A 26,955-nucleotide genomic window follows, 5' to 3' on the forward strand; every position below is an offset into this window, starting at 1 on the left:
CCGCCTGAACAACCAAAAACGACCGGCGGATTGAAGTCCGGCCGGGCGTTCCAAACAGCAGTTCAAGCGATGGAACCGGCTGCGACCAGTTCCCTGTGGCGGCGCATGGTGACCGTATCGAGCAGGAACGAAGAGGTACGGAAACATTACACTCACATATACATGACGCAAATGAAAGGAACTTACCCCCAGTATTGGGGAGCCAATATTGAAGCAATGTCCGCGTTACGAAGCGTCACGGAAATTGGCCCTTCTCACGATACGGCAATCAATCTGCGACTTCGTAATACTTAACGCGCCAACGCAAGGCACACATACAAACGGCGCCCGGGACCACATCTCAGGATGTGGCCGCGGGCGCCGTAAGCGCATACACGGTCAGTTCAGCGATACATTACAGCTGGCGCTGAAACTCACTCGTCGTCTTCCGGATCGTAATCCACGCCGGTTTCCGCGCGCTGCTCGTCGGAGATCGGAGCGGGAGCGCCCGTCAGCGGATCGCGGCCGCCACCGGCCTTCGGGAAGGCGATGACGTCGCGGATCGAATCGGAGCCGGACAGGATAGCTGCCGTACGATCCCAGCCCAGAGCGATGCCCGCGTGAGGCGGTGCGCCATACTTGAACGCTTCGAGCAGGAAGCCGAATTTGTCTTGCGCTTCAGCTTCGTCAATGCCGAGCACTTCGAGCACACGGTCCTGAATGTCGTCGCGGTGGATACGCACCGAACCGCCGCCCATCTCGTTGCCGTTGCAGACGATGTCGTACGAATCGGACATGGCATGCTCGGGATCCTGGTCGAACGTATCAAGCCAATCCTTCGACGGCATCGTGAACGGGTGATGCATGCTCGTCCACTTGGAATGACCCACAGCCACATCATCGTCATCAGGATCGTCAGCCTTCTTGAACAGCGGGAAGTCAACCACCCAGGTGAACGCGAAGTCGTCAGGCTTGAGCAAACCGGCACGGTCGGCCAGTTCCACACGCACGGCGCCCAGCAGCATCTGCGAGGCTTCACGGGCACCGGCTGCGAAGAACACGGCGTCGCCGTCTTCAGCACCGACAGCGGCCTTCAAACCGTTACGTTCCTCTTCGGAGATGTTCTTGGCCACGGGTCCCTTGATTTCACCGTTCTCACCGAACACGATGTAAGCCAGGCCCTTCGCGCCACGCTGCTTGGCCCAATCCTGCCATGCGTCGAACTGGCGGCGTGGAGTGGCGGCGCCACCCTTGAACAGCACGGCACCCACATACGGCGCCTGGAACACGCGGAACGGCGTGTTCTTGAAGTAGTCGGTCAGTTCAACGAGCGGGTTGCCGAAACGCAGATCAGGCTTGTCGGAACCATACTTGTCCATCGCATCCTGCCAGGTGATGCGCGGCAACGGCAACTGCACGTCATGGCCGGCGGCCTTCCAGATGGCCTGAATCAGACGCTCGGTCATGGCCATCACGTCTTCCTGGTCCACGAACGCCATCTCCATGTCGAGCTGCGTGAACTCAGGCTGGCGGTCGGCGCGGAAGTCCTCATCACGGTAGCAGCGTGCGAACTGGTAGTAACGTTCCACACCGGCGACCATGAGCAGCTGCTTGAGCAACTGCGGCGACTGCGGCAACGCATACCAAGAGCCCGGCACCAGACGGGCCGGCACGACGAAATCGCGAGCGCCTTCCGGCGTGGACTTGATCATCGTTGGTGTTTCCACCTCGGTGAAGCCCATCTCGTCAAGCACAGTGCGCGCGGCCTTCATCATGTCGGAACGCAGCTTGATGTTGCGTGCCATGGATGGACGGCGCAAATCAAGATAGCGGTACTTGAGGCGCACATCCTCGCCTGGCAGCTTGCCTTCAGTTTCGTTGGCCAAAACCGTGGAAACCTGGAACGGCAACGCGTCGGACTTGGCGAGCACGTCGAGCGATTCGACTTCCACCTCGACCTTGCCTGTACGCATATGCGGGTTTTCGTTGCCTTCCGGGCGCATGCGCACGGTACCTTCAAGTTCGACGACGAATTCGCTGCGCAACGGACGTGCCATCTCTTCATCGTTGATCACGACCTGCACAACACCCGAGCTGTCGCGCAAATCGATGAAGGCGACGCCACCGTGGTCACGACGGCGGTCAACCCAACCTGAAAGCTTGACACGCTGACCTACGAGGTCCTCGGTCACGTCGGTGGCATGATGTGTTCGATAAGCCGTCTGGCTCATGCTTCCTCTATTCCTTGTTTCCTTGTTGTTGGTTGTTTCAAGTTGCATATGATGCGCAATCGCAGCCGGGGCTCACGCCTGAACGGTCACGCTCTGCGCGGCGATGGCCACGTCGGGTTCCCACGTGTCCGGATCGGCAGGCTGCTGGTCTCCAGTCACGATGTTCTTGACTTCGTTGTGCGTGGCCTGGTCGGCAGGGGTGCCGTCTGGTGCGGCTTGCACTTCCATCGCATCGGCCGGGAACCAGACATACGGGATGCCGAGTTTGTCGGCATACTTGATCTGCTTGCCGAGCTTGGCTGCCGTGGGCGCCACATCGGTTGGGATACCGCGTTCACGAAGGCGGCGGGCGATGTCGTCGGAAATCGCGCGGTCGTTTTCGTTCCATACGGCCACCATGACGACTGCCGGTGACACGCGCGTCGCTTCGGCGTGCGCGGTATGCAGCATGTACGACACGAGTCGTGACAAGCCGATGGACAGGCCGACGCCCGGATATTTCTTCGATCCTTGCGAAGCGAGGTTGTCGTATCGTCCGCCCGAGCAGATCGATCCGAGCGACTGCGCGCCGTCAAGGAACGTTTCGTACACGGAACCCGTGTAGTAATCCAGTCCGCGGGCGATCTTGAGGTCCGCCACCACGGAGCCCGGACGGATACGCGCGGCCTGATCAATGATGTTGGCCAACGTGTCGAGTCCCTGCTTGGCCAGCGCGTAAGCTTCCGGGTTCTCGTCAACGTGGTGCAGTTCGCACAGCGCGTTGAACCGTTCAGTCAGGTCGGTGCCGTTCGCGGCTGTCAAATCAGCCAGCTCCAGACAAGCGTCGGCTTGGTCGTCGTTGGCTCCACATTCACTGATGAGCAGCTTCTTGACCTCGTCGGCACCAATCTTGTCGAGTTTGTCGATTTCACGCAGCACACCCTCGATGTCGGTCAAGCCCAAACCGCGATAGAAGCCTTCCGACAGCTTGCGGTTATTCGCGTGCACAGTCGCTTTGGGCAACCCGAACGAACGCAGCTCTTCGAGTGCGCTGACCATGACGAGCGGCAGATCCACTTCATAATGTTCGGGCAAATCACCATTGCCGACCACATCGATATCAGCCTGCACGAACTCGCGGAAACGTCCTTCCTGCGGACGTTCACCTCGCCACACCTTTTGGATTTGCCAACGTTTGAACGGGAATGCCAATTGGCCTGAATGTTCCACCACATAACGGCTCAGTGGCACAGTCAGGTCAAAATGCAACCCCAGACGGTCTTCCACAGGAGTGTCTTGCTCATTGCCCACATCCTGCAGACGCGACAGCAAGTAGATTTCCTTGCTGGTCTCGCCTTTTTTCAGCAGGCTGGAGCCCTGTTCGACGGCACGCGTCTCTATGCCGATGAATCCGTTGAGCTCGAAAATATGACGGAGCGTGTCAATGACACGCTGCTCCACTACGCGTTCAGAGGGGAGCCACTCTGGAAAACCTGAAATAGATGAACCTTTAGCCACGGAACTCTAGTGTAAAAGGGTCGCGGAACAACATGGGCCAACACGTCCACATGGGCGCTCAACCGTGAGCAAATACCAGTCAACATTCACCGCAGAGGTGTGCAACCTCAACGCCATGCAATGTGGGCAATATCACCTCGCAATGTGTGCCACAACGCTCGCAAACCGGCATTTTTGAGCTATTTTCCGCACCAATTTGCGAACACCATGTGAAAGGTGCGGCACAAGAGCCTTTGACATTGCTACACTGAGCTGTTGGAAGAGGTCACGCGTCACGACGGGGCACCCCCGGTTGGGGCACCTTGCCTATGGTGCGCGGCATCTTCACCGTCACGACAAGCTTAAGGAGCTGAGCATGGCCGACAATACCGTCACCCCGAATGAATCCAACGAGACTGCAGCAGCTGCAGCCACCCCGAAGCCGCACGCACCGTCGCCTGCGGCATTTGCCAAGACCTCGCATACCGCTGCCACCCCTGCCACCACCGCATCCGGCAATGCCGACGCGGCCCTCAAAAATGAGGAGCAGTTCGGTCGTGTCAGCGACGATGGCACCGTGTTCGTCAAGGATGGCGAAGGGGAACGTGAAGTCGGCCAGTATCCGAACGCCACAAAGCAAGAAGCGCTGGCGCTCTACGCACGCCGCTATTTGGACCTCAAGGCCAAGCTCGATTTGTTCGCCAACCGCCTCAAGTCCAATTCGATCAAGCCGCGTGAAATCGACGAGACCGTCGCCACGTTGAAGCAGGAAGTGGCTGAACCGGCCGTAGTCGGTGATTTGGCCGCACTGCGTGCGCAGTTCGCTGATTTGCAGAAAGCCGCTGAGACGCGCAAAGCCCAGATTGCCGAACATCGCAAGAAGGCCATGGCCAAGGCCGTGGCTGAGCGTACGGCCATTGTTGAGCAGGCCGAAGCGTTGGCCTCCAACCTTTCCGACAACACGAATTGGCGTTCCACGGCAGACAAGTTCCGTGCGCTGTTCGACCAGTGGCAGGAGCATCAGCGCTCCTCGGTGCGCATTGACAAAGCTGACGCCGATGCGCTGTGGAAGCGTTTCTCAACGTCGCGTACCGCGTTCAACCAGGCTCGCCGCAAGTGGGCCCAGGCTCGCGACAATGAACGCGCCCAGGCCCGTTCGGTCAAGGAAGCAATCATTGCTGAAGCCAATGAACTCAAGGACTCCACAGCATGGGCTGAGACTTCGCGCAAGTTCAACGACCTGATGGCCCGTTGGAAGCAGGCGGGACGCGCCGGTCGCAATGAGGACGATGCGCTGTGGGCCAAGTTCCGCGAAGCCGCCGACACGTTCTTCAATGCACGTCAGGCTGATCGCGATCAGACGCATAGTGCGGAAACCGAAAATCTGGCCAAGAAGGAAGAGCTGCTCAAGAAGGCAGAAGCCTTGCTGCCCGTAACGACTGAAGCCCAAGCCAAGCAAGCACGTCAGGCGTTGGCCGGCATCCAGGAAGAATGGGATCAGATTGGCTATGTGCCGCGCGACGACATGCATCGCATCGAGAGCCGTCTTGACGCTGTGGACAAGCAGATCAAGGCCGTGGAAGATGCCGCATGGAAGCAGACCGACCCTGAGGCTGATGCCCGCAAGTCGAGCTTTGGCGAGCAGCTCAAGGCCCAGCTGGCCGAACTTGACGAGCAGATCGCCAAGACGACCGATGCCAAGAAGAAGGCCAAGCTTGAAGCCGAAAAGGCTACGAAGGAGCAGTGGCTCAACGCCATCCAGTGATGATGGTGGCACTGTGCCGGATGCGCTAAACATCCACGCATAGGCAACGTAACGCCGGTATCCATGCCATACGCATGGATACCGGCGTTATTCATATAGCCACGCCACACCAGTATGCGGGGCGTGGACTGCGAGCGGTGGCCAGCCAGTGAGGGTTGGCAGAAATAATAATGCACAACAAAAAAAACGCAAGTGGAGTGACCAGATGGCCACCCCACTTGCGTTTGGTTGAACCTGCGTGAGCGGTTCCTTATGGTTCGCGCTCCCCCAACAATCACTATCCCCGAGTGGCCCGAGTACGAACCTCACACGAATCAGTCACGTATCAACAAACCCGTGGGTACGAATGAATATCACTCGAACAGCATCATGTTCGGATCTTGCAGCGGATCGGCGTACTTGGTGCCGTCATAGACGAGGAAACCGCCGTCCTGCACATGCTTGCCGCTGAGGTGCTCGATGTTCATCTCGTCAATGGTGTTGACGATGTCAGCGATCTGATCGCCTTCCGGCAGATACGCGGCCGTGTTCAGCGCGGCTTCTTCATCATCATTGGCCGGCGCGAACGCGGCTTCCATATACGCCTTGAACAGCGTGGCGATAGCGGCCTTCGTGGGATCGGCGGCAACACTTTCTGCCTGCTCAAGGTCAACGAACTGGAACGTGATCCAGTCAGACACAATGTAACGTGCGATGGCCAGCAGCGGACGACGATACGAGGCAATCTTCAGAGCCTCACGCATGTTGGCGACCACGTCATCGGACGAATCGCGAGCGAAGTCCACACTCTCGCCGTCAGCCACTTGGCTGCGGATCTGCTCGGCAGCCAACTTGACAAAGTCAGCACCCAGCAGGCCCACGCCACGGGTGTCGGGGAAATAGCCACCGTAGTTCGAGGCGACGCGCTCAGTGTAGGCATCAACAAGAGTTTGCGGTTCGAGCATGGTGGTGGCGTCAACAGCGCCGATTTCGATTGCCATGAGAGGCTTCCTTTCTTGCAACTGCAAGCTGGCGGCAGTCTTATACGCGAACGCGTCGGGCTCTGGGCAGGTTTATGCTGCCTCAGGCGCTGCCGGCCAGTCGCAACCTTGGTCACAACGTGTCCTGACAAAAGGCATCATAAAGTTGGCAGTCTGAAAGTTCCATGAATATGCGCACAGGCAAACGCGTGACAGTTATCCCCTCTTCGTATGGCTCACACACCACGCGACGCTGGCAGCGAATGAGGAGCCAATATTGTGCGAATGCCCAGCTTCATGCACCAGTCAAGCGCGACTTCCATGCGTGAGCAGCGTCACGCAGCGTCACGCAGAGAAGTTGCACCTCGTAACCCGCTCTCCTAGCCTCAACACAATCCAGCAATACGAAAAAGGCTCCGCGCGGGGAATCTTCCCTGGCGCGGAGTCTTTCATGCACACTGTGCTTAGGCGTCTGCCTCCACTGTTTCATTGGCCTGTTCAGGAGCCTGTGCCGTATCGGAATCGTCATCGATGACTTCCGCATGTACCTCTTCGTAATCAGGTTCACCGAACGGTTCGCTCTTGAACTCGAACGTGCCCAGAATGCCTTCTCCTTCAGCATCCACAATGACGCGCTCATTATCGTTGAGCTCACCCATCAGGATCTTCTCGGAGATCGCATCCTCAATGTCACGCTGGATCACGCGGCGCAGCGGACGAGCGCCCAGCAACGGGTCGAAGCCCTTCTGCGCGAGCAGGTCCTTGGCCGCATCGGTCAGGTCAAGCTCCATGTGACGCTCGAACAAACGCTCGTTGAGCAGATTCACATCAAGGTCAACAATCTGGCGCACCTGGCCTTCAGTCAGCTGACGGAACACAATGATGTCGTCCAGACGGTTGAGGAACTCAGGGCGGAACTGCTGCTTGAGCTCGTTCGACACCTGGTCCTTCATGCGCTGGTAGCTCGACTCGGTGTTGCCACCCAAGTTGAAGCCCGTGTTGGCGGCCTTCGCGATGTCACGCGTACCCAAGTTCGTGGTCAGGATGATGATCGTGTTCTTGAAGTCGACCTTACGGCCCTGACCATCGGTCAGGTGGCCATCGTCAAGCACCTGCAACAGCGTGTTGAAGATGTCGGGATGGGCCTTCTCGATTTCGTCGAACAGCACGACGGAGAACGGCTTGCGACGCACCTTCTCGGTCAGTTCGCCACCCTCTTCGTAGCCGACGTATCCCGGAGGCGCACCGAACAGACGTGAAGCCGCGTACTTCTCCGAGAACTCCGACATGTCCACGCGGATCAGCGCATCATCATCGTCGAACAGGAACTGGGCCAGCGCCTTGGCCAGCTCGGTCTTGCCCACGCCGGTCGGGCCGGCGAAGATGAACGAACCTGCAGGACGCTTCGGACCCTTCAAGCCCACACGCGTACGGCGGATGGAACGCGACAATGCCGAGACAGCCTCATCCTGGCCGATAATGCGCTTGTGCAGTTCGGCTTCCATGTTCAGCAGCTTCTTGGACTCGGCTTGCGTGAGCTTGACCACAGGAATGCCCGTGCTCTGGGAAATGACCTCAGCGATCACATCCTCATCCACGACCATCTTGACGTCGGACCCACCTTCACGCCAAGCCTGCTCCTTCTCCTTACGCTCCGCCTCAAGCTTTTCCTGGCGGTCACGCAATTCGGCGGCTTTCTCGAACTCCTGGTCCTTGATCGCCTCATCCTTTTCCTTGGCCACCTTGGCGACCTTGGCATCAAGTTCCTTGAGCTCGGGCGGTGCCGTCAAACGCTTGATACGCAAACGGGCGCCAGCCTCATCAATCAGATCGATGGCCTTGTCGGGTAGACGACGGTCCTGAATATAACGGGCCGACAGTTCCGCCGCGGACTGGATGGCCGCGTCCGTGATTGTGACATGATGGTGGTTTTCATACCGCGCACGCAGACCCTTGAGAATCTCAATCGTTTCGGCAATCGAGGGCTCATTGACCTGGATGGGCTGGAAACGGCGTTCCAGAGCCGCATCCTTCTCAATGTACTTGCGGTATTCGTCAGTCGTGGTGGCACCAATCGTCTGGAGCTCACCACGGGCCAACATCGGCTTGAGCATGTCGGATGCGCCCAACGCGCCATCAGCCGAACCGGCACCCACAATCGTATGAATCTCGTCGATGAACAGCACAATGTCGCCGCGCGCCTTGATTTCCTTGAGCACCTTCTTCAAGCGCTCCTCAAAATCACCGCGGTAGCGTGAACCAGCCACCATCGAACCCAAGTCGAGTGAATAGACTTGCTTGTCTTTGAGCGTTTCCGGCACGTCACCGGCCACAATCTTCTGTGCCAAGCCTTCCACCACAGCCGTCTTGCCCACGCCGGGATCGCCAATCAGCACAGGATTGTTCTTCGTACGGCGCGACAGCACAACCATCACGCGCTCAATTTCCGAGCTGCGGCCAATAACCGGGTCGAGCTTGCCTTCCTGAGCTTCAGCCGTCAGATTGCGGCCAAACTGGTCAAGAATCGCCGAACCCGTCTGACGGGCCTTGTCGGAGACGCCGCCAGCGTTCGCCAAATCGCCCTTGTCTTCACCACCGGCATTGCCGCGGATCAGGTCGATCGTGGCGCTGCGCAGATCGCCCAGATCCACATCCATCTTGATAAGCACCTGCGTGCCCACACCTTCACCCTCACGGATCAGGCCAAGCAGAATGTGCTCCGTGCCGATGTAGCTGTGGCCCAGCTGCAACGCTTCACGCAACGACAGTTCAAGCACCTGCTTGGCGTGCGGCGTAAAGGGAATATGGCCGGAGGGAGCTGCGGTCCCCTTGCCAATCATTTCCTCAACCTGCTTGCGCGTGTCATCGAGCGTGACTCCCATCGATGCGAGCGCCTTCGCGGCCACGCCTTCGCCTTCGCGGATCAGACCGAGCAGCAAATGCTCCGTGCCGATGTAATTGTGCTGGAGGGTCCGAGCCTCTTCCTGCGCCAGCACGATGACTCGCCGCGCCCGGTCAGTAAACCGTTCGAACATGCTTGTCCTTCCATTTGTAATAACTCCACCACACTCTACAAATTCGGAATGACGTTTGTTCCCGAAATGTAAAACAATTTTCCTTGGGGTTGCGCGAGTCCACCCGCTATGCTGGGAACTATTCGGGTGATACCTTGTTCACGGGTCCCGGCCGGGCTTGCAAGGCTTCGATGGCTTAGTGCCATACAGGCGTGGGGGCCGCGTGGGGTGTGCCCGCCTGTCATTGATCACGGCATGATCGCCACACCAGCTGCGGCGCATCGTTGTCTTGGCCCGATTCGAGGAGGTTTCATGGCCGATTCCACACCTATTGCATCCAGCGTCACCGTCCCGTCGTTGGACGCCGACATTGTTGTTGGCGTTGACGGCAGTGACGAATCGTTCGCCGCATTGCGTTGGGCGTTGCGCCAAGCGGAAATCACCGGGCAATGCGTGAATGCCGTATATGGCTGGTCGTATTCGTGGGACATGGGTCCCGAACCGGAGTCCGAGGAGGATTTGCGTCGTATTCGTCTGCAGATTGCTGAGAAACTGCATGATTGGGTTGCGCAGGCCAGTGAAGACATGGATGTGTCTGATGAGCAGATCAAGCTCACGTCATTCCGCAGTTCAGGTTCGGCAGCGCTGTTGGAGATTGGGCATAACGCGCAGCAAATTGTGGTGGGGCGCCGTACGATGGGCCGTTTGGCGCGCTGGTTTGCGGGTTCACTGTCCGCTTCGTTGATTGAGGAAGCGCAGGTGCCCGTCACGGTGATTCGCACCCATGAGGATGAGGATTTCACGGTACAAGACCAGATTGCCAATTCGCTCACGCCCGGTGAGCAGACTGTGCATTATGAGACGCCCACGTCCAATGTGCCGCGCACATCACGTCCGATTGTCGCTGGCGTCGATGGTTCCGAGGTTTCGCGTGATGCGCTTGAGTTCGCCGCCCAGCTGGCCGCAATCCATCATGCTCCATTGCATGTCATGTTCTGTTGGCAGCTCAAGGATTTGGGAGCTGTGAAGGGTTATGAGACTACTGTGCCGCCTATGGATGTGGCTCAGCAGGCCGCCCAACAACGCGTGCAAGAGTTCACGGACAGCGTGGAATTACCCGTGGGCGTGCAGGTGACGACGAACGCGTTCCATATTCTGCCGGGTAAGGGTCTGGTCAGTGCGTCGCGTTATGCCCGCCATCTGGTGGTCGGCAGTCGCGGCCTGAATCGCATTGACGCCCATTTCCTTGGCTCTGTTTCCCGTCAGGTGCTCAATTCAGCCGAATGTAACATCACGATTGTGCACTGAGACGATATAAGGCCCGCAAACTCAACAGGTTTGCGGGCCTTAGTTATGTCACCGTAATTTGGCGATACCGGTTCGGCAACGCCACCCCGTTACGCTTGGCTTGGCTCCGTCTCTGCCGATTCAGCGTCTTGCGTTGGCGCAGTCTGCTGATTCTGTACAGCGTCGTCGATGCTGTGCTCGGCATCTGGCTCAACAGTTTGCTCAGCATCCGTCTGTGTCGGCTCAGCGTCTTCTTGTTCAGCTGGCTCGGCCTGTTCGGTTGGTTCAGCGTCTTGTGCGGCCTGTTCAGAGCCCTGCTCAGCCGGCTCACCATTGTTCTCGATTTGCGGCTCAGCTTGCTCGGCTTCCTGATTACCCTGCTCGCCGTTGTCCGTCAAGTTGTCATGCTGCGCTTGTTCAGATGCAACCTTTTGAGGTTGCTCATCGGGCTGATCGCTGTGGGCTTGCGCTTCAATCTGTTCGGCCAGAGCCACCGCTTGCTGCGCTTCCGCAGCGGCTCGATCGGCGGCATCCTGCGCTTCCTGCAGCACAATGTCGAGCTGCTGTTGGGCCTCAACCTGCTCGCTTTCGCGCTGTTCAGCCTGTCCCAACACCACAGCTTCCGCGGTGGCGTTCAGGTTGGCTTCATCTTGCGCCACGGCTTCTTCATCTGATTTCTGCATATCGACATCAGCCTGCGCTGCTTCCTGAACCTCATCCTCGGCTAAACGCTCCATGAGTTCCACGTCGCCACGTTCTTCGCGTGGGTTTTGCGCAATAATATCAATATGCAAATCGTCCAACGCCGGCTTGGTCTGCACCCACAGACGGCTGGGCTCTGGCGGTTCGATTTGTGAATGCTCACCGCACCCATGGTCCAACGACACTACACGGCCGTCGTCGGGACTCCACCGGTTCGCGCATACGCCAAACATCGTGTTGAGGTCACCCTGCAATTGCAGGAAGAACCCGCAGGTGGAACACACGTGGCCGTCCGCCGTCTTGGTAGACAACGATTTGGGTCCATGCGGGCCTTCATACCAACGTTTGGCTGTTTGCGCGCGTCCCAGTTCGCTGAGCACGCGGCGGCGTGACAAATCGAATGCCTCCACCGCTTCCTCAACGTCTTGGGTTGAGTCGCCTTCGTGCTCGTCGGCCTGTTCTTCGCTCTTGGTCACCCCAGGTTCAAGACGTTCGTCATCCGGTTCCGTGCCGATTGCATCAGTGACGGACAGGTCGGATGGTTCAAGACGGTCTTTCCACGGCACCCACTTCGGCGGCAGCAATGCTTGCTGCGTAGGAACCATCGTCGATTCATCAACGGTCCACGTGTCGAGTTCCTCGTCATGGAACATCGTCACGGACCATTGCCATCCCTCATAACCTGGCATCAGCGAAACGAATCGGAAGTCGGTCACACCGTCTTCATCACGCGAGGTGACAAAGTCGCCGACATACGACGGATCCTGGGCTGCCTCGATGGCCATGGTTTTGGCCAGTGCCTGTGGGTCAAGATCGGAGTTGGCCATCACACTCATTCCTGTACGTCAAAATTGTCGGCCACAGCGCGCAGCAATGTGGCCAGCTTCCTGCTGTCAGCGGCTGAAGGATAATGGTGCCTCCTCAAGCCGTTGCCAGCCGTATCCAACAGCTTAATCAAATCCTCAACAATGGCGGCCATGTCATCCGGCTTCGGCCTGGTCGCCTTGACCAACGACGGCGCCGAAGCGATGACTTCCAATCCCATGGCCTGCGGACCTTTGCGACCATCAATGACTGAATATTCGACCTTGGTGCCTTTGCGCAACGTGGTCACACCGGCCGGCAACGCCATGGCGGGCAGGAACACGTCCTTGCCTTCCTCATTCTCAATGAATCCGTATCCTTTATTGGCGTCGTACCAACGGATCTTTCCACTGGGCATAGTCATCCTCCACACAACATCACATCCGTTGCGATAGCCTTCCATCACAACGACGGCGGCCTTCATGGCCGCCGCAATTCATCTGGTTGTTACTCTACACTCAACCAATCCGAAGACTGATTCATTCCACATGCCGCACTACGGTTGGCTTGCGTTTCAGCGGTGGTGCGCAGGATATGCGACCACCCGGATATGTGGGATGAATAATGCCCTGTGGGTTGGTCAGGAATCAAGAAAATATTCTGGTCAAAATAGCAGGTCGTCGGAACTGTCTTCGCGGAAATCCTGGGAGACGGGCAGCACAATCAGGAACGTAAGGCCCCCTCCGGGAGTGGTCGTGGCCGTAATGAAGCCGGAATGGGCCTGCACTACCGAATAGGCGATGGCCATACCCAAACCGGTGCCGCCTTTCTGGCGCGCACGCGACGGATCCGCCGTATAGAAGCGCTCAAAAATCTTGGCCTGCGACTCTTCGGGCACGCCGGGACCGTGGTCGGCAATGCGGATGAACGCGTACGGCACACCCAACTTGTCTTCCCGATACTGGGAAGCGGCGAACAAGATGCGTTCCAATGAAGCGGGTTCGCTCGGCAACGCATGCAAATCCTTAGGACTGATATCCAAACCAATCGTGCCGGCGGCAATCTCGACCGGCGAATCGGAAGGCGTGTAGCGGTGAATGTTGCCCACAATATTCGTGATCACCTGGCGCAACTTGTTTGGGTCGCCCGTAATCGTCAGGTCCGGCAGCGGCTCGGGCTGTTCTTTCAATGCAGGAGGTTGCCCGTTGTACAAATCCGGACCCAACGTCAACACACCCGTGGAAACCTTGCGTTCGGGATCCAACGCATGCAAATCGTCGAGCGAATCACGCAACACGCTACACAGTTTGACCGTTTGATCAACCGAAATGCCACGCCCCTCGTCAAGCCGGGCCAACGACAGCAGGTCCTCGACGAGCAGTGTCATACGCGACGACGACGCTTCAATATGTTCAATCGACACGTCGGCACGTTCCAACGCTCCGGGCATGTCACGCTGCATCTTGTACAGCTCGGCATAACCATGAATCGCGGCAAGTGGCGTGCGCAACTCGTGACTCGCGTCGGACACGAAACGTTTCATCTTGTCGGTCGTCGCCTGCTGCTGGCGGAACGAACGTTCCACTTTCATCAACATGATGTTCAGCGAACGTGCCAACGAACCAACTTCCGTGTTGACGGGAGCAGTATCGATACGCTGGGTCAAATCGCCGCCGGCAATCAGCGCGGCTTTCTTTTCAATGCGTTTGAGCGGCTCGAGCGTATGCTGTACGGCCACGGCGCTGATCACGCCGCCCAACAGCACCACGGCGATGCCCACAAGCACACAGAACTTCGTCAACGTGTCGACCATGTCAATCTGCGAGTTGAGTGACAAGCCGATGTAGACGATGCCGAGATCCTGCATCGATCCCGAGTTGGTCTTGTTCATCCACCGCATGGCGACCACACGCCAAGGTGCCTCAGCCATCTTGAGTGTGGCATAGTCGGGCACAGTGGCCGGATCTTCGAGCGTGACGCGGGATGGAGCCGTCCAGGGAACGCCGAGCTTATGACCGTCCAACGAGCCGTCATCGGGAAGGTCGGGGCTTGAAATCACACCATTTTTGAACACGGGTTGCAACAGCGTGGCCGAATGGTCGTCCAGCTTGTTGTAAGCCTTGACGTAATACGTGGTCAGACCGTTGCTCGAGTTGAGGTTGTTGTTCAAAATGTCGGTGTTTTTGAATACGAGTTCCGCCTGCTGCACGAGCTGCGAATCGGTTTTGTCCATCAGATAGTTGCTCAGTAGCTGGCGCAATGAAATCGTGATGCCCACGGTGCCGACGGTCAGCAGCACAATGATGATTGATACCAGTTTGGTGCTCAACGAAAAACCGTCGACATATTTCGCGTTGAGTTTTTTGACTCCAGTCGCCAGCGGATTGTTTTGGCCTGTGTGCGCATTGTTGGTATCGTCTCGTGGCGCAGAGTTGGTGGGGGCGGTGGGGCTGTCGGCCTTGGTGGGATTCGCAGGCGCGCTACTGGCCGAGCTGGCGGAACTGGCGGTCACGCTTGGAACGGGGTCGCTCGTGGCGCTGTTGGCGGCGTGGTTGGACGCGGCCTGCGGTGTGGTGGAACGTTGCTTGGGGCTACCCTGCTGTGCGGAGCCGCGGGATGGGGAGGGACCGTTGTCGAGAACACTGACCATGCGCCTGTTCAATCTCCTTGATGTCAAGCCCGCATCCGGGTTCCATTTGTTCCATATGTATGGTTGTGCCGTCTGTTTGCAGGGGGTATCCACCAAACCACCTTGCGCAAGCAGACGGCATGCCAACTGGTTATCGCGTGATGGTGCGGAACCTCGTGGGGTCCGGCTCCGTCACGGCTGTTCAGTTCTTGGGCGCGCGAATCATGTAGCCGATGCCGCGTTTGGTTTCAATCAGCGGCTGCACTTTATGCGTGGTGCCGTCCTCGTCTTCCACCGTGATGTCATCAACCTTCTTACGCAGATAGGAGATGTAGGATTCCACGATGGCGGCGTCGCCGCCCCAATCATATTGCCAGACATGATCAAGGATTTGCGCTTTGGACAGCACACGACCCTCATTGTCCATCAGATAGCACAGCAGCTTGTATTCGGTGGGGCTCAAATCGATGGGCTTTCCGGCGCGCGTGACGTCATGCGAATCCTCGTTGATTTCCAGATCGCCCACACGAATGATCGGGTCGTCTTCAACCTGCTCACGTGTACGGCGCAAAATCGCACGGATACGGGCCACAACCTCTTCCAAGCTAAACGGCTTGGTGACGTAATCGTCGCCGCCTACGGTCAGGCCCATGACCTTGTCTTGCGTGTCATCGCGGGCGGTGAGGAATAGCACGGGGGCGTCGATACCTTCTTGGCGGATGCGACGCGTGACTGTGAAACCGTCAATATCAGGCAGCATCACATCGAGGATAATCAGATCGGGTTGTGTGCGTTCGATGACCTCGATGGCCTCGGAGCCCGAGCCTGCCGTCTCGACCTCATAGCCTGCGAAGTGCAGCGATGCGACCAGCAGTTCACGGATCGAGGGTTCGTCATCGACGACGACGATGGTTGCTTCAATTGGTTTGCTCATGGTTCCCAGTGTTCTCCCCTACTCTGAACGTTTCCTGAATGCCTACTGGATTCGCAAGGTCATGCGTTGAGCAACGGACGCAACTATTCGCCGTCATTCGCCACCGCCTGAGGCAGTGGTGCTGGCGCAGAATGTATCCGAGGGGTCCACAGGCTCGGCAGGGCTCGTGTCTTGCGCCGATTGTCCGGTTCGGCTTGACTCGGATTCCTCAAGTTCCTCGGGGTCCTTGGATTCCTTGGATTCCTTAGATTTCTTGGATTCTTTGGCTTCTTTGGCTTCGCGATGGCGGCGGTGGGCGTGAGCCTTTTGCCGTGATTCGGCAATGCTTTCATACCAGCGCTCTTCGGCGGCACGGCGTGAATGGCGGCTCTTGCGGCGCGGCTTGTGCGTCTTGCGCCACCAAATCATGACAATGGCCAGAACCAACAGCAGCACAATAATCACGATCAGTACCACAATGCCGGCCGACACTGAGGAATGCGCTGTGGAGGTGTCTTTGGCCGTCTTGATCGCTGCCATCAGCGACAAGGCCGATTGCGCCCAATCAGGGCCATTGCCCGAGTTCGCATCCACAATGGGTTTGATGGCCGCATCCGACAAATCATCCACCGTGCTTTGCTTGCGCAACCATTCATCGGAATTCGGTGATACCACCACCACGAGGTTGCCGTCATTGGCCGCTACGGCCAGCATCACAGTGTTGGGAGCCGGGTTAAGGCTGGCCAGCAGAGACGAAGCCCATTGTTCCGCGCTTTCGGTCGTATTGAACGAATCCAGATACAGCAGGCGCACTGTCACACCGGTTTCCTGTTTCGTGGCTGCGATGGCATCGGACACTTCAGACAGATGGTCGCCCAGCAAATTCGGCGTATCAGTGATATAGCTTTCGGAGTTCTGGGCTTGGGCGGAAGCCGAGTCAACGGGTTCCGCGGTGGAATCGCTTGAGGATGATGGAGATGCTGCATCAGGAGACTGGTTGGGCTGCGAGGTTTGTGCCGGCTGCGGATCATCAGCCCACGCTGTGGACGGCTGTATCACGGCTGTACTGGGTAGCCACAGCATGCAGAGCGCCAATGTCACCGTGAGTGCCGCAGCGGCAGCATGACTGATTCGCGTTGTCAAGCGCGATCGTAAATGTGGATGCATCGCTTCGTTCTCCACAACATCTGTCTGGGCTGGTTTGTGTGCAAAAAATGCCATAAGTTCAGAGTAGTGGACGGTCCGGGACTTCGCCGGCCGCCACAACACAGTCATTTCGTGACACATGTGCGCAACAGCATGGTAAGGCATGAGTCGCCATGCGCGAAGCTCGGCTCCATGCATGCTCACGTGTCTCGATCGGAAGGGAGGCCACCATGGCACAGTATCAAGTGGATTCGGAGCGCATCCAATCCTCAAGCTCGGCCGTATGCTCGTCGGTCAGCCAAATCCGGCAGGCAGTGCAAGGCATGGTCACGAATCTCAACGGTCTGCAAGAAGTGTGGCATGGTTCCGCATCATCGCAGTTCGCTTCGGTCATCGCGCAGTGGAGGGCCGCGCAACAGCAAATGGAACAGTCATTGGAATCAATCCAGCGCGCCATGGCACAAGCCTCCACGCTCTATGCCGACGCCGAAAGCCAAGCGACGCGACTGTTCGCTTCGTAAACCCTGTCGCATCATGAACAAGACAACGGCCCCGTCATGCACAGTTGCATGGCATTCGGGGCATATGATGCGCATCAGGCTGCCCTGCATGCGCATAGTACTGATTGCTGTATGTTGATGAACCATACGAAATCGCCCCCACCTGTTGCCAAGTGGGGGCGATCTCGTATGGATAGTCATACACCGCGTGGCATGTGAACCCAAGTGTCACACAACTGTGACCGACACCTGCAGTTCAGCGCCACACGCGGTTTACGCGTCTATCAGTAGCCCATGTCCTGGGCCGGAGCGGCTGCCGGCGGTTCCGGCTTGTTGGCCACCACAGCTTCGGTGGTCAGGAACAGGCCGGCGATGGAGGCGGCGTTCTGCAGAGCGGAGCGCGTCACCTTGACCGGGTCGGTGACACCGGCCTTCATCAGGTCCTCATACTGGTCGGTGGCGGCGTTGAAGCCTTCACCTTCAGGCAGTGCGCGCACCTTGTCGAGCACCACGTCGCCCGACAGGCCGGCGTTGTCGGCAATCTGCTTGAGCGGAGCGTTGATGCCGCGGAACACGATGGCGGCGCCCGTGGCTTCGTCACCTTCGAGGTTGACGTCCTTCTCCACGACCTCAGCGGCCTGGACCAGAGCCACACCGCCGCCAGGCACGAGGCCTTCCTCAATGGCGGCCTTGGCGTTGCGCACAGCATCCTCGATGCGGTGCTTGCGTTCCTTGGCCTCAACTTCGGTGGCAGCGCCAACCTTGATCACGGCCACGCCACCGGCGAGCTTGGCAAGACGCTCCTGCAGCTTCTCACGGTCGTAGTCGGAATCGGTGTTCTCGAGCTCGGCGCGGATCTGAGCCACGCGAGCGTCCACGTCTTCCTTCGAGCCAGCGCCCGACACGATGGTCGTCTCATCCTTGGAAACGATGACCTTCTTGGCCTGGCCCAGCACCGACAGGTCGATGGAGTCGAGCTTCAGGCCCAGTTCCTCGGACACGACCTGGCCGCCCGTGAGCACTGCCATATCCTGCAGCATGGCCTTGCGGCGATCGCCAAAGCCCGGAGCCTTGACAGCGCAGGACTTGAACGTGCCACGGATGTTGTTCAGGATCAACGTCGGCAGAGCCTCGCCATCCACATCCTCGGCGATGATCAGCAGCGGCTTGCCCGTCTTCATGACGAGCTCGGCGATGTGCACCACGTCCTGCTGCGACGAGACCTTGCTCGAGGTCATCAGGATGTACGGATCGTCGAGCACAGCCGTCTGATCCTCAGCGTTGGTCACGAAGTACGGGGAGATGTAGCCCTTGTCGAAGCGCATACCTTCGGTGAACTCGAGGTCCAGGCCGAAACGATTGTTGTCTTCCACGGTCACGACGCCATCCTGGCCGACCTTGTCGAGCGCTTCGGCAATCTTCTCGCCAACCTCGGGGTCAGCAGCCGAAATCGTTGCGGTGGCAGCGATCTGCTCCTTGGTTTCCACAGGCTTGGCGGACTTGACGAGCTGCTTGACGATGGCGTCGGAAGCCTTCTCAATGCCACGGCGCAATGCGATCGGGTTGGAACCGGCGACCACGTTCTTCAGACCTTCGTGCACGAGAGCCTGAGCGAGCACGGTAGCAGTCGTGGTGCCGTCACCTGCGACGTCATCGGTCTTCTTGGCGACTTCCTTGACGAGCTCGGCGCCGATGCGCTCGAACGGATCTTCAAGGTCGATTTCCTTGGCGATGGACACGCCATCATTGGTGATGGTCGGCGCACCATAGGTCTTGTCGAGCACCACGTTGCGGCCCTTGGGGCCGAGCGTGACCTTGACGGTGTCGGCGAGCTTGTCCAAGCCGGCGAGCATTCCCTGGCGGGCTTCCTCATCATATTCAATGATCTTTGCCATTGTTCCTCCACACTGGCTACACGGATGTTGTCCACTCAAGATACGGAAAGCAACCAGCCGTCAGCTGCCGGTTATCACTCTCACGCCTCGAGTGCTAATTCGGCAGATTAGCACTCTCCTTGGTCGAGTGCCAACCCATCGCAGCGCGTTGCTGATGAGACCATCTTGCGTATGGGACACACCCTGTGGTGCCCCATACACCCTTCATGGCCGTATGAGCTTGAAACGCTGCGGTTTGTCGAATCTGCGTGCATCGTAAGCAGCCGGCCTGAAAGTTCGCTGTCAATATGCCCAATAACGCCCTATGCAAAATGCCTTGCGTTGTTCACGCAAGGCATTGTCACAATCATTGGCTCTGATATTGGCCCTGGTTTGCTCACGCTGCGCAAAGCCAGGGACTCACTAGCAGCAAGAGGCGGTTTGCCAGCTCCGGCTGAGCGCTTATTGTATCAACATCACTACCACTGGCGAGCCTAGGCCTTCGACCTGGGTGACCGTGGCGATGCCCAACGTGGCGGCGACCTGTTCAGCCGTGGCGCGGTCGGCCTCGGTCTGGTATTGCACTTCCGACTGGGCCGGCATGATGGCGCCGTTCGGATTCGACGGCGTTACGCTCGTGAATCCTGCAGTGTTGAGCTTCGATGTTTCTTGCGCCGCATAACCCGAGATGCCTGTGCCGTTGATCACGGTGACACCCGTGTTGTAGTTCACCACATCAGTTGGCGACTCGGAGGGCGACTCGGACGGGGATTCAGACGGCGACTCGGAGGGCGATGCCGATTGCGCTGGGGTGGCCGATTCGCTCGGCGTCGCCGACTCGGATTCGCTTGGCGTTGCCGACGATGACGCATCCGTGGCGGCTGCGTCCGCAGGCGTGGTCTGCGCGGTCTGTGTGCTTGTGGCCGCATGGTCGGAACGGCCATTAAAGATTTTCGCGGCTTCTCCCGAATAAATACTCCAGAACAGGATGGCCGCCACGGCAGCCAAAATAAGGACGATGATCAGGGGCGTGTAACGGGCTCCGAATGACCGGTTGCCACGATGCACACCCATGGGTCCTGCAGGAGGGTTGTCGAACTCATCCTGCGCATACGAATCGTACGTACCCTTGTCGCTGTGTGCCATATCTCGCCTTCCATTGAAGCAATTCCACGTCGAGTGTACCTTGGGCAGCCGTCAGAGTCGAACTTCGTCACCGTGGACACTAGCGCGCATTGCCGCTTCAGCTTGAAGAACCAGCATGCGCCACGGCTTTGCATGGACAAGGCTCAGGCCGTGTGAACGTCACTTGCCATGCCGGTCAAGTACAGTACTGTAACCATGAGCACACCAGCAATCAAACCGTTGCATGAACTGATGGATCCCGGCTGGGCTCAAGCGCTGGCCCCAGTGGAACCGCAAATCCACCATATGGGTGATTTTTTGCGCGACCAAGTGGCCCAAGGCCATCATTTCCTCCCTGCAGCCCCCAATATTTTGCGCGCGTTCCGCATCCCGTTCAACTCGGTCAAGGTGCTGATTGTGGGCCAAGATCCGTATCCGACGCCCGGTCACCCCGTGGGGTTGAGTTTCTCCACGGCGCCCGACGTGCATCCGCTGCCCAAGAGCCTGATCAACATTTATAAGGAACTGCAGTCCGACCTCGGCATCGAACCGGCACCCACCGGCGATCTGACACCGTGGACCAAGCAAGGCGTGATGTTGCTCAACCGCTGTTTGACGGTTGAGGCCGGCAAACCCAACAGTCATCAGGGCAAAGGTTGGGAGCCGGTCACTGAGGCTGCGATCCGCGCGTTGAACAACCGTACCGATGAGCATGGCAATCTGCTCCCGCTCGTCGCCATTCTCTGGGGGCGTAACGCGCAGTCGTTGGCACCATTGCTGACGAACGCCACCATTATCGCCTCCCCGCACCCTTCCCCGTTGTCCGCTTCACGCGGTTTCTTCGGCTCGCGCCCGTTTTCCCGGGCCAACGAAGCACTCAAGAATGCTGGCGCCACGCCCGTTGACTGGCGCTTGCAGCCCACGTCCCATCCCCAACCGCTACAATCATGTGACGGTACGTCCGGTCATGTGCGCCACGGGTCCAGTAGTAACTCTTAAGACGCCTGCAGCCGCACCTTTCCGTAGACACCGCTTGATAGCAAAGGGGATGCGCATGGTTTTTGGCATGTGCACACCCGCAATTTGAATCCGAGGATGATTTCCATGGCATTGTTCCCTCCGACCACTCCCCCGAGCCCGTCCGGCGACCCGCGTTCCACACCGCGCGCCACTGCATCGCCCATGCCGTCATCCATTCCTGATATTTCCGCGGCCCCACAGCCAGGCGTCCCGGCCCCCACGAATCCGCGCGTCACGAGCACGCCCGGTGCATCGGACGCGTTGACCCAGCATGATGTGGCACGCGCACACCAGTTGACCGACCATATTCGTCGTAGGTTCTCCAAAGCATTGATCGGCCAGGAGGAATTGCGTGAATCGTTGATCACCACGATGGTGGCCGGCGGCCATATCCTGATTGAGTCGGTGCCGGGCCTGGCCAAGACCACAGCCGCGCAAACGTTGGCCACAAGCGTGTCGGGATCGTTCCGCCGCGTGCAGTGCACACCGGATTTAATGCCGTCGGACCTGGTCGGCACGCAGGTTTTTGATTTCTCGACACAACGCTTCACCACGCAAATCGGTCCGATTCACGCCAATTTCGTGTTGCTCGACGAAATCAACCGTGCCAATGCCAAGACACAGTCGGCCATGCTGGAAGCCATGGCCGAAGGGTCCACGACGATTGGCGGCGAACGCATCATGTTGCCGCGTCCGTTCATGGTCATCGCCACCCAGAATCCGATTGAGGAAGAGGGCACGTTCAATTTGCCCGAAGCCCAGATGGACCGTTTCATGATGAAGGCCGTGATGAGCTATCCGACCGCCGATCAGGAAGTGGCGATGTTGCAGATGCTGGCCCGTCGCGGTTCGGATGTGGTTGATCCGAAGATGGATCGAGAAGATGTCATTTCGATTCAGGATGTGGACTTCTTGTGCCGTGCGGCCAAGCGTGTGCATGTGTCGGATGCAATCATGCAGTATGCCGTTGATTTGGTCGAAACGTCGCGTGGCGCCGGCCCCAAGCCGATTCACGGGTTGTCGGCGCGTGTGCGTTTGGGCGCTTCGCCGCGTGCATCGATCGCGTTTATCCGTATCGGTCAGGCGGCGGCGTTGATGGCCGGCCGCGATTATGTGATTCCCGAGGACATCAAGCGTTTCGCCCATGAGGTGCTGCGTCATCGTATCCTGTTGACGTTTGAAGCGTTGGCGGATGGTATTGAAGCTGATCAGATCATTGATTCGATTGTGCAGGTGGTGCCGGTTCCATGATCAAGGCCGCATCAACCGGGCATGGCGCGCGCGCCCAGGCTCATAGCGCCGAGGATGCCGGGGCGCAAGCATCCCGTATCGTGCGCCGGCGTATTGACGCGTTGGCGTCTTCGCTGACGTTGCCCACCGTGCGTAAGGCGTTGGGTGTCATTGAAGGTGAACATGTGTCGCAGCGTCGCGGGGGCACTGATGATCTGATGGATGTGCGCGCGTATGAGGCGGGTGATGAGGCGCGTGCCATTGATTGGAAAATCAGTGCACGTCATGGCCGGCCGATGCTTGTGCAACGTGAACGCAATGCGAGCAGCCGTGTGGTCATGCTCATGGATATCGGCGCCCCCATGAATGCGACGTGTCCTTCAGGCGAGCGCGCCTGGCAGGTCGCTGCAAACGCGTTGTGTATGGTTGCCGCTTTGTCATTGCGCCGTTCCGATGAGGTCTCGTTGGTGTTTGGTGATGCGAAGTCGATTACGCGCATGCCGTTCCATGGGGGCCTGCCCCAGTTTGAGCGTGTGCTTGATGACGCGTTGGACCGCGATTGGCACGAGTCGCGCAATATCGATGCGTTGCTTGATTTCGCTTCGCATGTGCGCGACCGTCACTGTCTGCTGGTGTTGGCCACGGATGACCATGCGTTGACGCATGAGCAACATGTCAATCTGCGTCGGATTGCGCGCACGCATCCGCTGATGATTATTGATGTGGGCACGATCAATCCGTTTGACGCCCAGCCGGTAGCGTCCAAACCGTCAGTCCCGATTGTGGACGGTCGTTCGGGCCGTCGAATCCCTGCGTTCCTGCGTTCCGCCGCCAATGCCAAAGAAGTGGCGACGCACCGCTCATTCCTGATACATGAACTCAAACAACAGCTCACGGCTGTAGGTGCCACCTTGGTGCATGCGGCATCGAGTGATGCGATGTTCCATGCGCTCGTCAAAATCATTGCGAGCGCCCAGCCGCATCATGTTGGGGGCGTTTCATTACTGCCTGGCGCATCCGCTGTCCGCAGTCATGCACAATCCGGCGCCAGCGCACGCACGGTGAAGGAAGGGGCGCGGTTGTCATGAGGGCACAAGGGTATGCGCTTGACGTTGACCAGCTCGTACCGTTGGGTCCGTTGCAGGCCACGTCGTTGGTCACGGTGGCGGTTGTGGCGCTCGTGGTGATGGCGGTGTTGATTGTGGTGGTGGTGCGCTTGTGGCGTCCACGTCGCGTGCGTAAGGCCGTCCCGTCGGGTGCGCATGCGACCGGTTCGCAGCATGAATGGTTGCGTCGCATTGATGCGGTTACGAAACGCTATGAGCAAGGCGAGTTGAGTCGGGATGAAGCGTTTGTCAAGCTCAGTGAGATTGCGCGCGCGTATGCGTCGGCCGCGTCCGGCAGGCCTGTTTCTTCACAGACGTTGGCTGATTTGACGGCTGCGAAATATGCGGACGACTCGACGAACTGGGAGTTGTTGCGTCAGACTATTGCCGGCATCTATCCGCCCGAGTTCGCGTCCGCCTCGGATGATGTGAGCGTTGAGGATGCGGCGGCTTGGGTGGCCCGTCTTGTGGAAAGGTGGCGTTGACATGTTGAGTTGGCGTTGGCCTTTGGCCATTGCTATTGCCGCCCTTGTAATCGTGGCTGCATTGATTGTGGCATGGCTCGTCACACGGCGGCATGAGGTCTCCCCCGAAGCGGCAGCGGTCTACGATTTGCATGAGGATTTGGCGGGCGAACATGCGTCGGCCGCCATGCGCCGCTGGCGCGTGTGGAACCGTGTCGGCGCCCTGTTGCTGGCGTTCGTCGTGATTGCGGCTTGCGTGTTGGTGGGCCGTCCTGGCACTGTGGATTCGCAAACCGAACGGCAAGGCAACCGTGACATTGTGTTGTGTTTGGATGTGTCGGGTTCCACGTTGCCTTATGACCATGAGGTCATTGACACGTATCGTGAACTTGTCAAGCATTTTCAGGGTGAGCGCATCGGGTTGAGCATTTTCAATTCCACGTCGCGCACCGTGTTTCCGTTGACTGATGATTATGAACTTGTGTCGCAACAGTTGACTCATGCCAGTGACGTGTTGAAAGGTGTGGAGTCGCAGCAGACGATTGATGATATGTCGGACCAGCAGTATCAGGACGTGTCCGACTGGTTGGATGGCACACAGAACATCCCTAACGCCACCAGTTTGATTGGTGACGGGCTCGTGTCATGCGCGGCCATGTTGCCCGGATTCACCTATTCGACCACTGCACAGGAGCGTGCGCGGCGTGAAGCGTCGATCGTGTTGGCCACCGACAATGTGGTGTCGGGCAAGGAAACGTATTCGCTTGCGCAAGCGTTGGATTTGACGTCAAAAGCCAACATTGCCGTGGAAGGGTTGTATTCAGGGCCGCAATCGAGTGAGAAAGACGCCACCACGGTGGATATGGAACGGCTGATTGAATCGCATGGTGGCACGTTCTTGCGCCAGTCCGATGCCACATCGGTCGATGCGCTTGTACGCCAGATCAATGAGCAGCAGGTGCATGAGGTCGAGTTGCGCAACAAGGCGGCCGTGGTGGATGCGCCTGGCTGGTGGACGTTGGCGCTGATCGTGCTGGTGGCCGGTTGGATGCTCGTGGCATGGAGGTTGAGGCGATGAGTTCGTTCACGTTTGCCCCGGCATTGGGCTGGCCTGTCGGCATCATACTGGCAGCTGTCATGGTCGCGTTCGCGATAGCGGCCATCGTGGTGCATGCGCGCCGGCGTACCACGAGTGATGAAACCCTCGTGGCGTGCGTGCGCCGTGTGCTCATCTGCGTGGTGTTGGCGATTTGTGCGCTGACCCCGGCCATCGCCACACCTACCGTGTCGCGTGCGATCAGCGCCACGGATGTGGTCATTGCCACCGACATTACGGGTTCCATGGGCGTGCACGACGCTCAGTATGGTTCGTCGCAAACGGTGAGCCGTCTTGAAGCCGCACAATCAGCCATTGCCGACATCACGAAGTTGTATCCGAATTCAAGTTTCGCCGCCGTGAGTTTTGGTGCGACGGGCACGTTGGATTTGCCATTGACGCCTGATACACGTGCCGTGGACCAGTGGGCGCGTTCATTGCATACGGAAAGCACGTCCAGTTCGTCGGGTTCTTCGATGGACGCCGCGCTCGACCGATTGTTGGTGACACTGAAATCCATTCATGATGAACACCCGGATGACCGGCTGCTGCTGTACGTGATTACGGACGGCGAGCAGACGACACCCACCACGCGACGCACGTTTTCCTCGTTACGGCAGTTTGTTGACGACGCGTGCGTGATCGGCGTGGGATCCGATGAAGGCGGCACTATTCCCCAATCGCAACCCGCTGCGGACGGCGAGTGGGTGATCGACCCGTCCACGGGAGAGCCGGGCATTTCCAAACTTGACCGTACCCAAATTGACAATCTGGCTGATGAGCTGAGCGGCAAAGCTGTGTTCCTTGACGCGAACACGACAGCGGCCGACTCGCAGATTGCGGCCCAATCAAACCAGTGGCGCGTGGAGGAAACGCAACGTGCCCACACGCGTATCACACCGTTGGTATGGCCGTTCTCGATCGCGCTCGTCGCGCTGCTCGCCTGGGAAGCCGCCGCATGGTTGGCCACCTCAAGGAGGATGCTATGAGCCGCAACACAAAGCCACAGCGCCATACCAGCACAACAACAGACTCGACAACAGACCTGTTTACAGACACCCCACCAATGGTGACGCGACGTACGCCATTGGCCGTGCGCCTCCTGATGATAGTTTTGGCTGTGGCATGCGCCGTACTCGCCGCGCTCGCATTGGTCAATGTGACGGCCGTATACACCTACAATCAGGCCACGGCATCGTTGGAACGCAATCTGAAGGACGCGGCTGATCCGGCGGCGAATCTCAACACGCTCAAAGTGCGTCAGCAACAAACCGATGACCAGTTCGCCACAGCGCACCATATGAACGCGCTGTTGACTCCCCCGGTCGCCACGGCTGTGGACACGAACGCCAAGCTGTCACAGGAACTGACCAAACGCATTAACGAGGCGCTGGCCCAGCAGGACGCCGCAAACAACAACACGTCGAACAATGCCGACGGAGCCACGTCGTCACAACCATCGTTGAGTGAGGAGCAACGCCAGCAAATCGAGCAGCTGCTGCAGCAAAACGGCCAGCAGGACCAGCCCAAGGGCGACAGCACTCCGTCGACGAACCAGACGGGATCGGACAGCCAAGTCAAGCCGTGGTGATTGACTTCCTCTCCGGCGTGAGCGCCGGAGATTCCTACCACGCT

21 protein-coding genes are annotated in these 26,955 nt (G+C 58.5%); 10 read left to right on the top strand and 11 right to left on the bottom strand.

What is annotated here, in order from left to right:
* Positions 1–413 precede the first annotated feature (413 nt).
* Both aspS and hisS read right to left on the bottom strand, forming a co-directional pair.
* Positions 414–2,210 carry an aspartate--tRNA ligase gene (aspS, locus tag BGLCM_RS06110; RefSeq protein ID WP_044085053.1) on the bottom strand — a complete coding sequence of 599 codons (1,797 nt, stop codon included), beginning with the start codon at positions 2,208–2,210 and terminating at the stop codon, positions 414–416.
* 72 nt (positions 2,211–2,282) lie between these two features.
* A complete protein-coding gene (gene hisS, locus BGLCM_RS06115) occupies positions 2,283–3,707 on the bottom strand; it encodes a histidine--tRNA ligase (protein WP_044085054.1) in 1,425 nt (474 codons plus the stop codon).
* A 355-nt stretch (positions 3,708–4,062) separates the two neighbouring features.
* Here hisS and BGLCM_RS06120 point away from each other — a divergent pair, with 355 nt between their 5' ends.
* Positions 4,063–5,451, top strand: a complete 1,389-nt coding sequence (locus tag BGLCM_RS06120) for a DUF349 domain-containing protein (RefSeq protein WP_044085055.1) — start codon at positions 4,063–4,065, stop codon at positions 5,449–5,451.
* Between the two features lie 353 nt (positions 5,452–5,804).
* On the opposite strand, the gene BGLCM_RS06125 is transcribed toward BGLCM_RS06120, so the two are convergent.
* Together BGLCM_RS06125 and BGLCM_RS06130 are read right to left on the bottom strand one after the other, a co-directional pair.
* Complete coding sequence (locus BGLCM_RS06125; RefSeq protein ID WP_006294827.1) at positions 5,805–6,431, bottom strand: hypothetical protein; 627 nt, start codon at positions 6,429–6,431, stop codon at positions 5,805–5,807.
* A gap of 443 nt (positions 6,432–6,874) precedes the next feature.
* Positions 6,875–9,445: an ATP-dependent Clp protease ATP-binding subunit gene (locus tag BGLCM_RS06130; RefSeq protein WP_006294829.1), complete on the bottom strand. Its 2,571-nt coding sequence runs from the start codon at positions 9,443–9,445 to the stop codon at positions 6,875–6,877.
* 291 nt (positions 9,446–9,736) lie between these two features.
* Here BGLCM_RS06130 and BGLCM_RS06135 point away from each other — a divergent pair, with 291 nt between their 5' ends.
* Entirely contained in the window at positions 9,737–10,732 is a 996-nt protein-coding gene (locus BGLCM_RS06135) for a universal stress protein (protein ID WP_006294830.1), read from the top strand.
* Between the two features lie 89 nt (positions 10,733–10,821).
* Here the strand turns inward: BGLCM_RS06135 and BGLCM_RS08725 are convergent, their stop codons facing one another.
* The 5 genes from BGLCM_RS08725 to BGLCM_RS08080 all read right to left on the bottom strand — a co-directional run bounded on the left by BGLCM_RS08725 (position 10,822) and on the right by BGLCM_RS08080 (position 16,980).
* Positions 10,822–12,198 (bottom strand): DUF3027 domain-containing protein, encoded by a 1,377-nt coding sequence (locus BGLCM_RS08725; RefSeq protein WP_420796158.1) that lies wholly within the window; start codon positions 12,196–12,198, stop codon positions 10,822–10,824.
* 47 nt (positions 12,199–12,245) lie between these two features.
* Positions 12,246–12,635: a cold-shock protein gene (locus BGLCM_RS06145; protein WP_044085150.1), complete on the bottom strand. Its 390-nt coding sequence runs from the start codon at positions 12,633–12,635 to the stop codon at positions 12,246–12,248.
* 246 nt (positions 12,636–12,881) lie between these two features.
* The gene (locus tag BGLCM_RS06150) at positions 12,882–14,867 is read right to left on the bottom strand and encodes a sensor histidine kinase (protein ID WP_006294834.1); all 1,986 of its coding nucleotides are present in this window, start codon (positions 14,865–14,867) and stop codon (positions 12,882–12,884) included.
* 181 nt (positions 14,868–15,048) lie between these two features.
* On the bottom strand, positions 15,049–15,780 hold the full coding sequence (locus BGLCM_RS06155) for a response regulator transcription factor (protein WP_006294837.1): 732 nt from the start codon (positions 15,778–15,780) through the stop codon (positions 15,049–15,051).
* A gap of 93 nt (positions 15,781–15,873) precedes the next feature.
* On the bottom strand, positions 15,874–16,980 hold the full coding sequence (locus tag BGLCM_RS08080) for a DUF6479 family protein (protein WP_148401529.1): 1,107 nt from the start codon (positions 16,978–16,980) through the stop codon (positions 15,874–15,876).
* Between the two features lie 155 nt (positions 16,981–17,135).
* Here BGLCM_RS08080 and BGLCM_RS06165 point away from each other — a divergent pair, with 155 nt between their 5' ends.
* Positions 17,136–17,426 carry a WXG100 family type VII secretion target gene (locus BGLCM_RS06165; protein WP_006294840.1) on the top strand — a complete coding sequence of 97 codons (291 nt, stop codon included), beginning with the start codon at positions 17,136–17,138 and terminating at the stop codon, positions 17,424–17,426.
* Positions 17,427–17,689: 263 nt separating this feature from the next.
* Here BGLCM_RS06165 and groL read toward each other — a convergent pair whose 3' ends face one another.
* On the bottom strand, positions 17,690–19,300 hold the full coding sequence (gene groL / locus BGLCM_RS06170) for a chaperonin GroEL (protein ID WP_006294841.1): 1,611 nt from the start codon (positions 19,298–19,300) through the stop codon (positions 17,690–17,692).
* Positions 19,301–19,741: 441 nt separating this feature from the next.
* The gene (locus tag BGLCM_RS06175) at positions 19,742–20,425 is read right to left on the bottom strand and encodes a LytR C-terminal domain-containing protein (protein ID WP_006294843.1); all 684 of its coding nucleotides are present in this window, start codon (positions 20,423–20,425) and stop codon (positions 19,742–19,744) included.
* A gap of 195 nt (positions 20,426–20,620) precedes the next feature.
* Here BGLCM_RS06175 and BGLCM_RS06180 point away from each other — a divergent pair, with 195 nt between their 5' ends.
* The 7 genes from BGLCM_RS06180 to BGLCM_RS06210 all read left to right on the top strand — a co-directional run bounded on the left by BGLCM_RS06180 (position 20,621) and on the right by BGLCM_RS06210 (position 26,911).
* Positions 20,621–21,403: a uracil-DNA glycosylase gene (locus tag BGLCM_RS06180; RefSeq protein ID WP_081450389.1), complete on the top strand. Its 783-nt coding sequence runs from the start codon at positions 20,621–20,623 to the stop codon at positions 21,401–21,403.
* A gap of 183 nt (positions 21,404–21,586) precedes the next feature.
* The gene (locus BGLCM_RS06185) at positions 21,587–22,675 is read left to right on the top strand and encodes an AAA family ATPase (RefSeq protein ID WP_006294846.1); all 1,089 of its coding nucleotides are present in this window, start codon (positions 21,587–21,589) and stop codon (positions 22,673–22,675) included.
* Complete coding sequence (locus tag BGLCM_RS06190; protein WP_006294848.1) at positions 22,672–23,742, top strand: DUF58 domain-containing protein; 1,071 nt, start codon at positions 22,672–22,674, stop codon at positions 23,740–23,742. Before BGLCM_RS06185 ends, BGLCM_RS06190 begins: the two co-directional genes overlap by 4 nt.
* Positions 23,739–24,245, top strand: coding sequence for a hypothetical protein (locus BGLCM_RS06195; RefSeq protein WP_006294849.1), 507 nt, complete (start codon positions 23,739–23,741; stop codon positions 24,243–24,245). The genes BGLCM_RS06190 and BGLCM_RS06195 overlap by 4 nt, the downstream gene beginning before the upstream one ends.
* Position 24,246: 1 nt before the next feature.
* Positions 24,247–25,302 (top strand): vWA domain-containing protein, encoded by a 1,056-nt coding sequence (locus BGLCM_RS06200; protein WP_006294850.1) that lies wholly within the window; start codon positions 24,247–24,249, stop codon positions 25,300–25,302.
* Positions 25,299–26,309 carry a VWA domain-containing protein gene (locus BGLCM_RS06205; RefSeq protein ID WP_044085056.1) on the top strand — a complete coding sequence of 337 codons (1,011 nt, stop codon included), beginning with the start codon at positions 25,299–25,301 and terminating at the stop codon, positions 26,307–26,309. The genes BGLCM_RS06200 and BGLCM_RS06205 overlap by 4 nt, the downstream gene beginning before the upstream one ends.
* Positions 26,306–26,911, top strand: a complete 606-nt coding sequence (locus BGLCM_RS06210; RefSeq protein WP_052295102.1) for a DUF6466 family protein — start codon at positions 26,306–26,308, stop codon at positions 26,909–26,911. Before BGLCM_RS06205 ends, BGLCM_RS06210 begins: the two co-directional genes overlap by 4 nt.
* Positions 26,912–26,955 lie beyond the last annotated feature (44 nt).

Origin of the sequence: Bifidobacterium gallicum DSM 20093 = LMG 11596, from assembly GCF_000741205.1 — a bacterium.
Classification (GTDB): Bacteria; Actinomycetota; Actinomycetes; order Actinomycetales; family Bifidobacteriaceae; genus Bifidobacterium; species Bifidobacterium gallicum.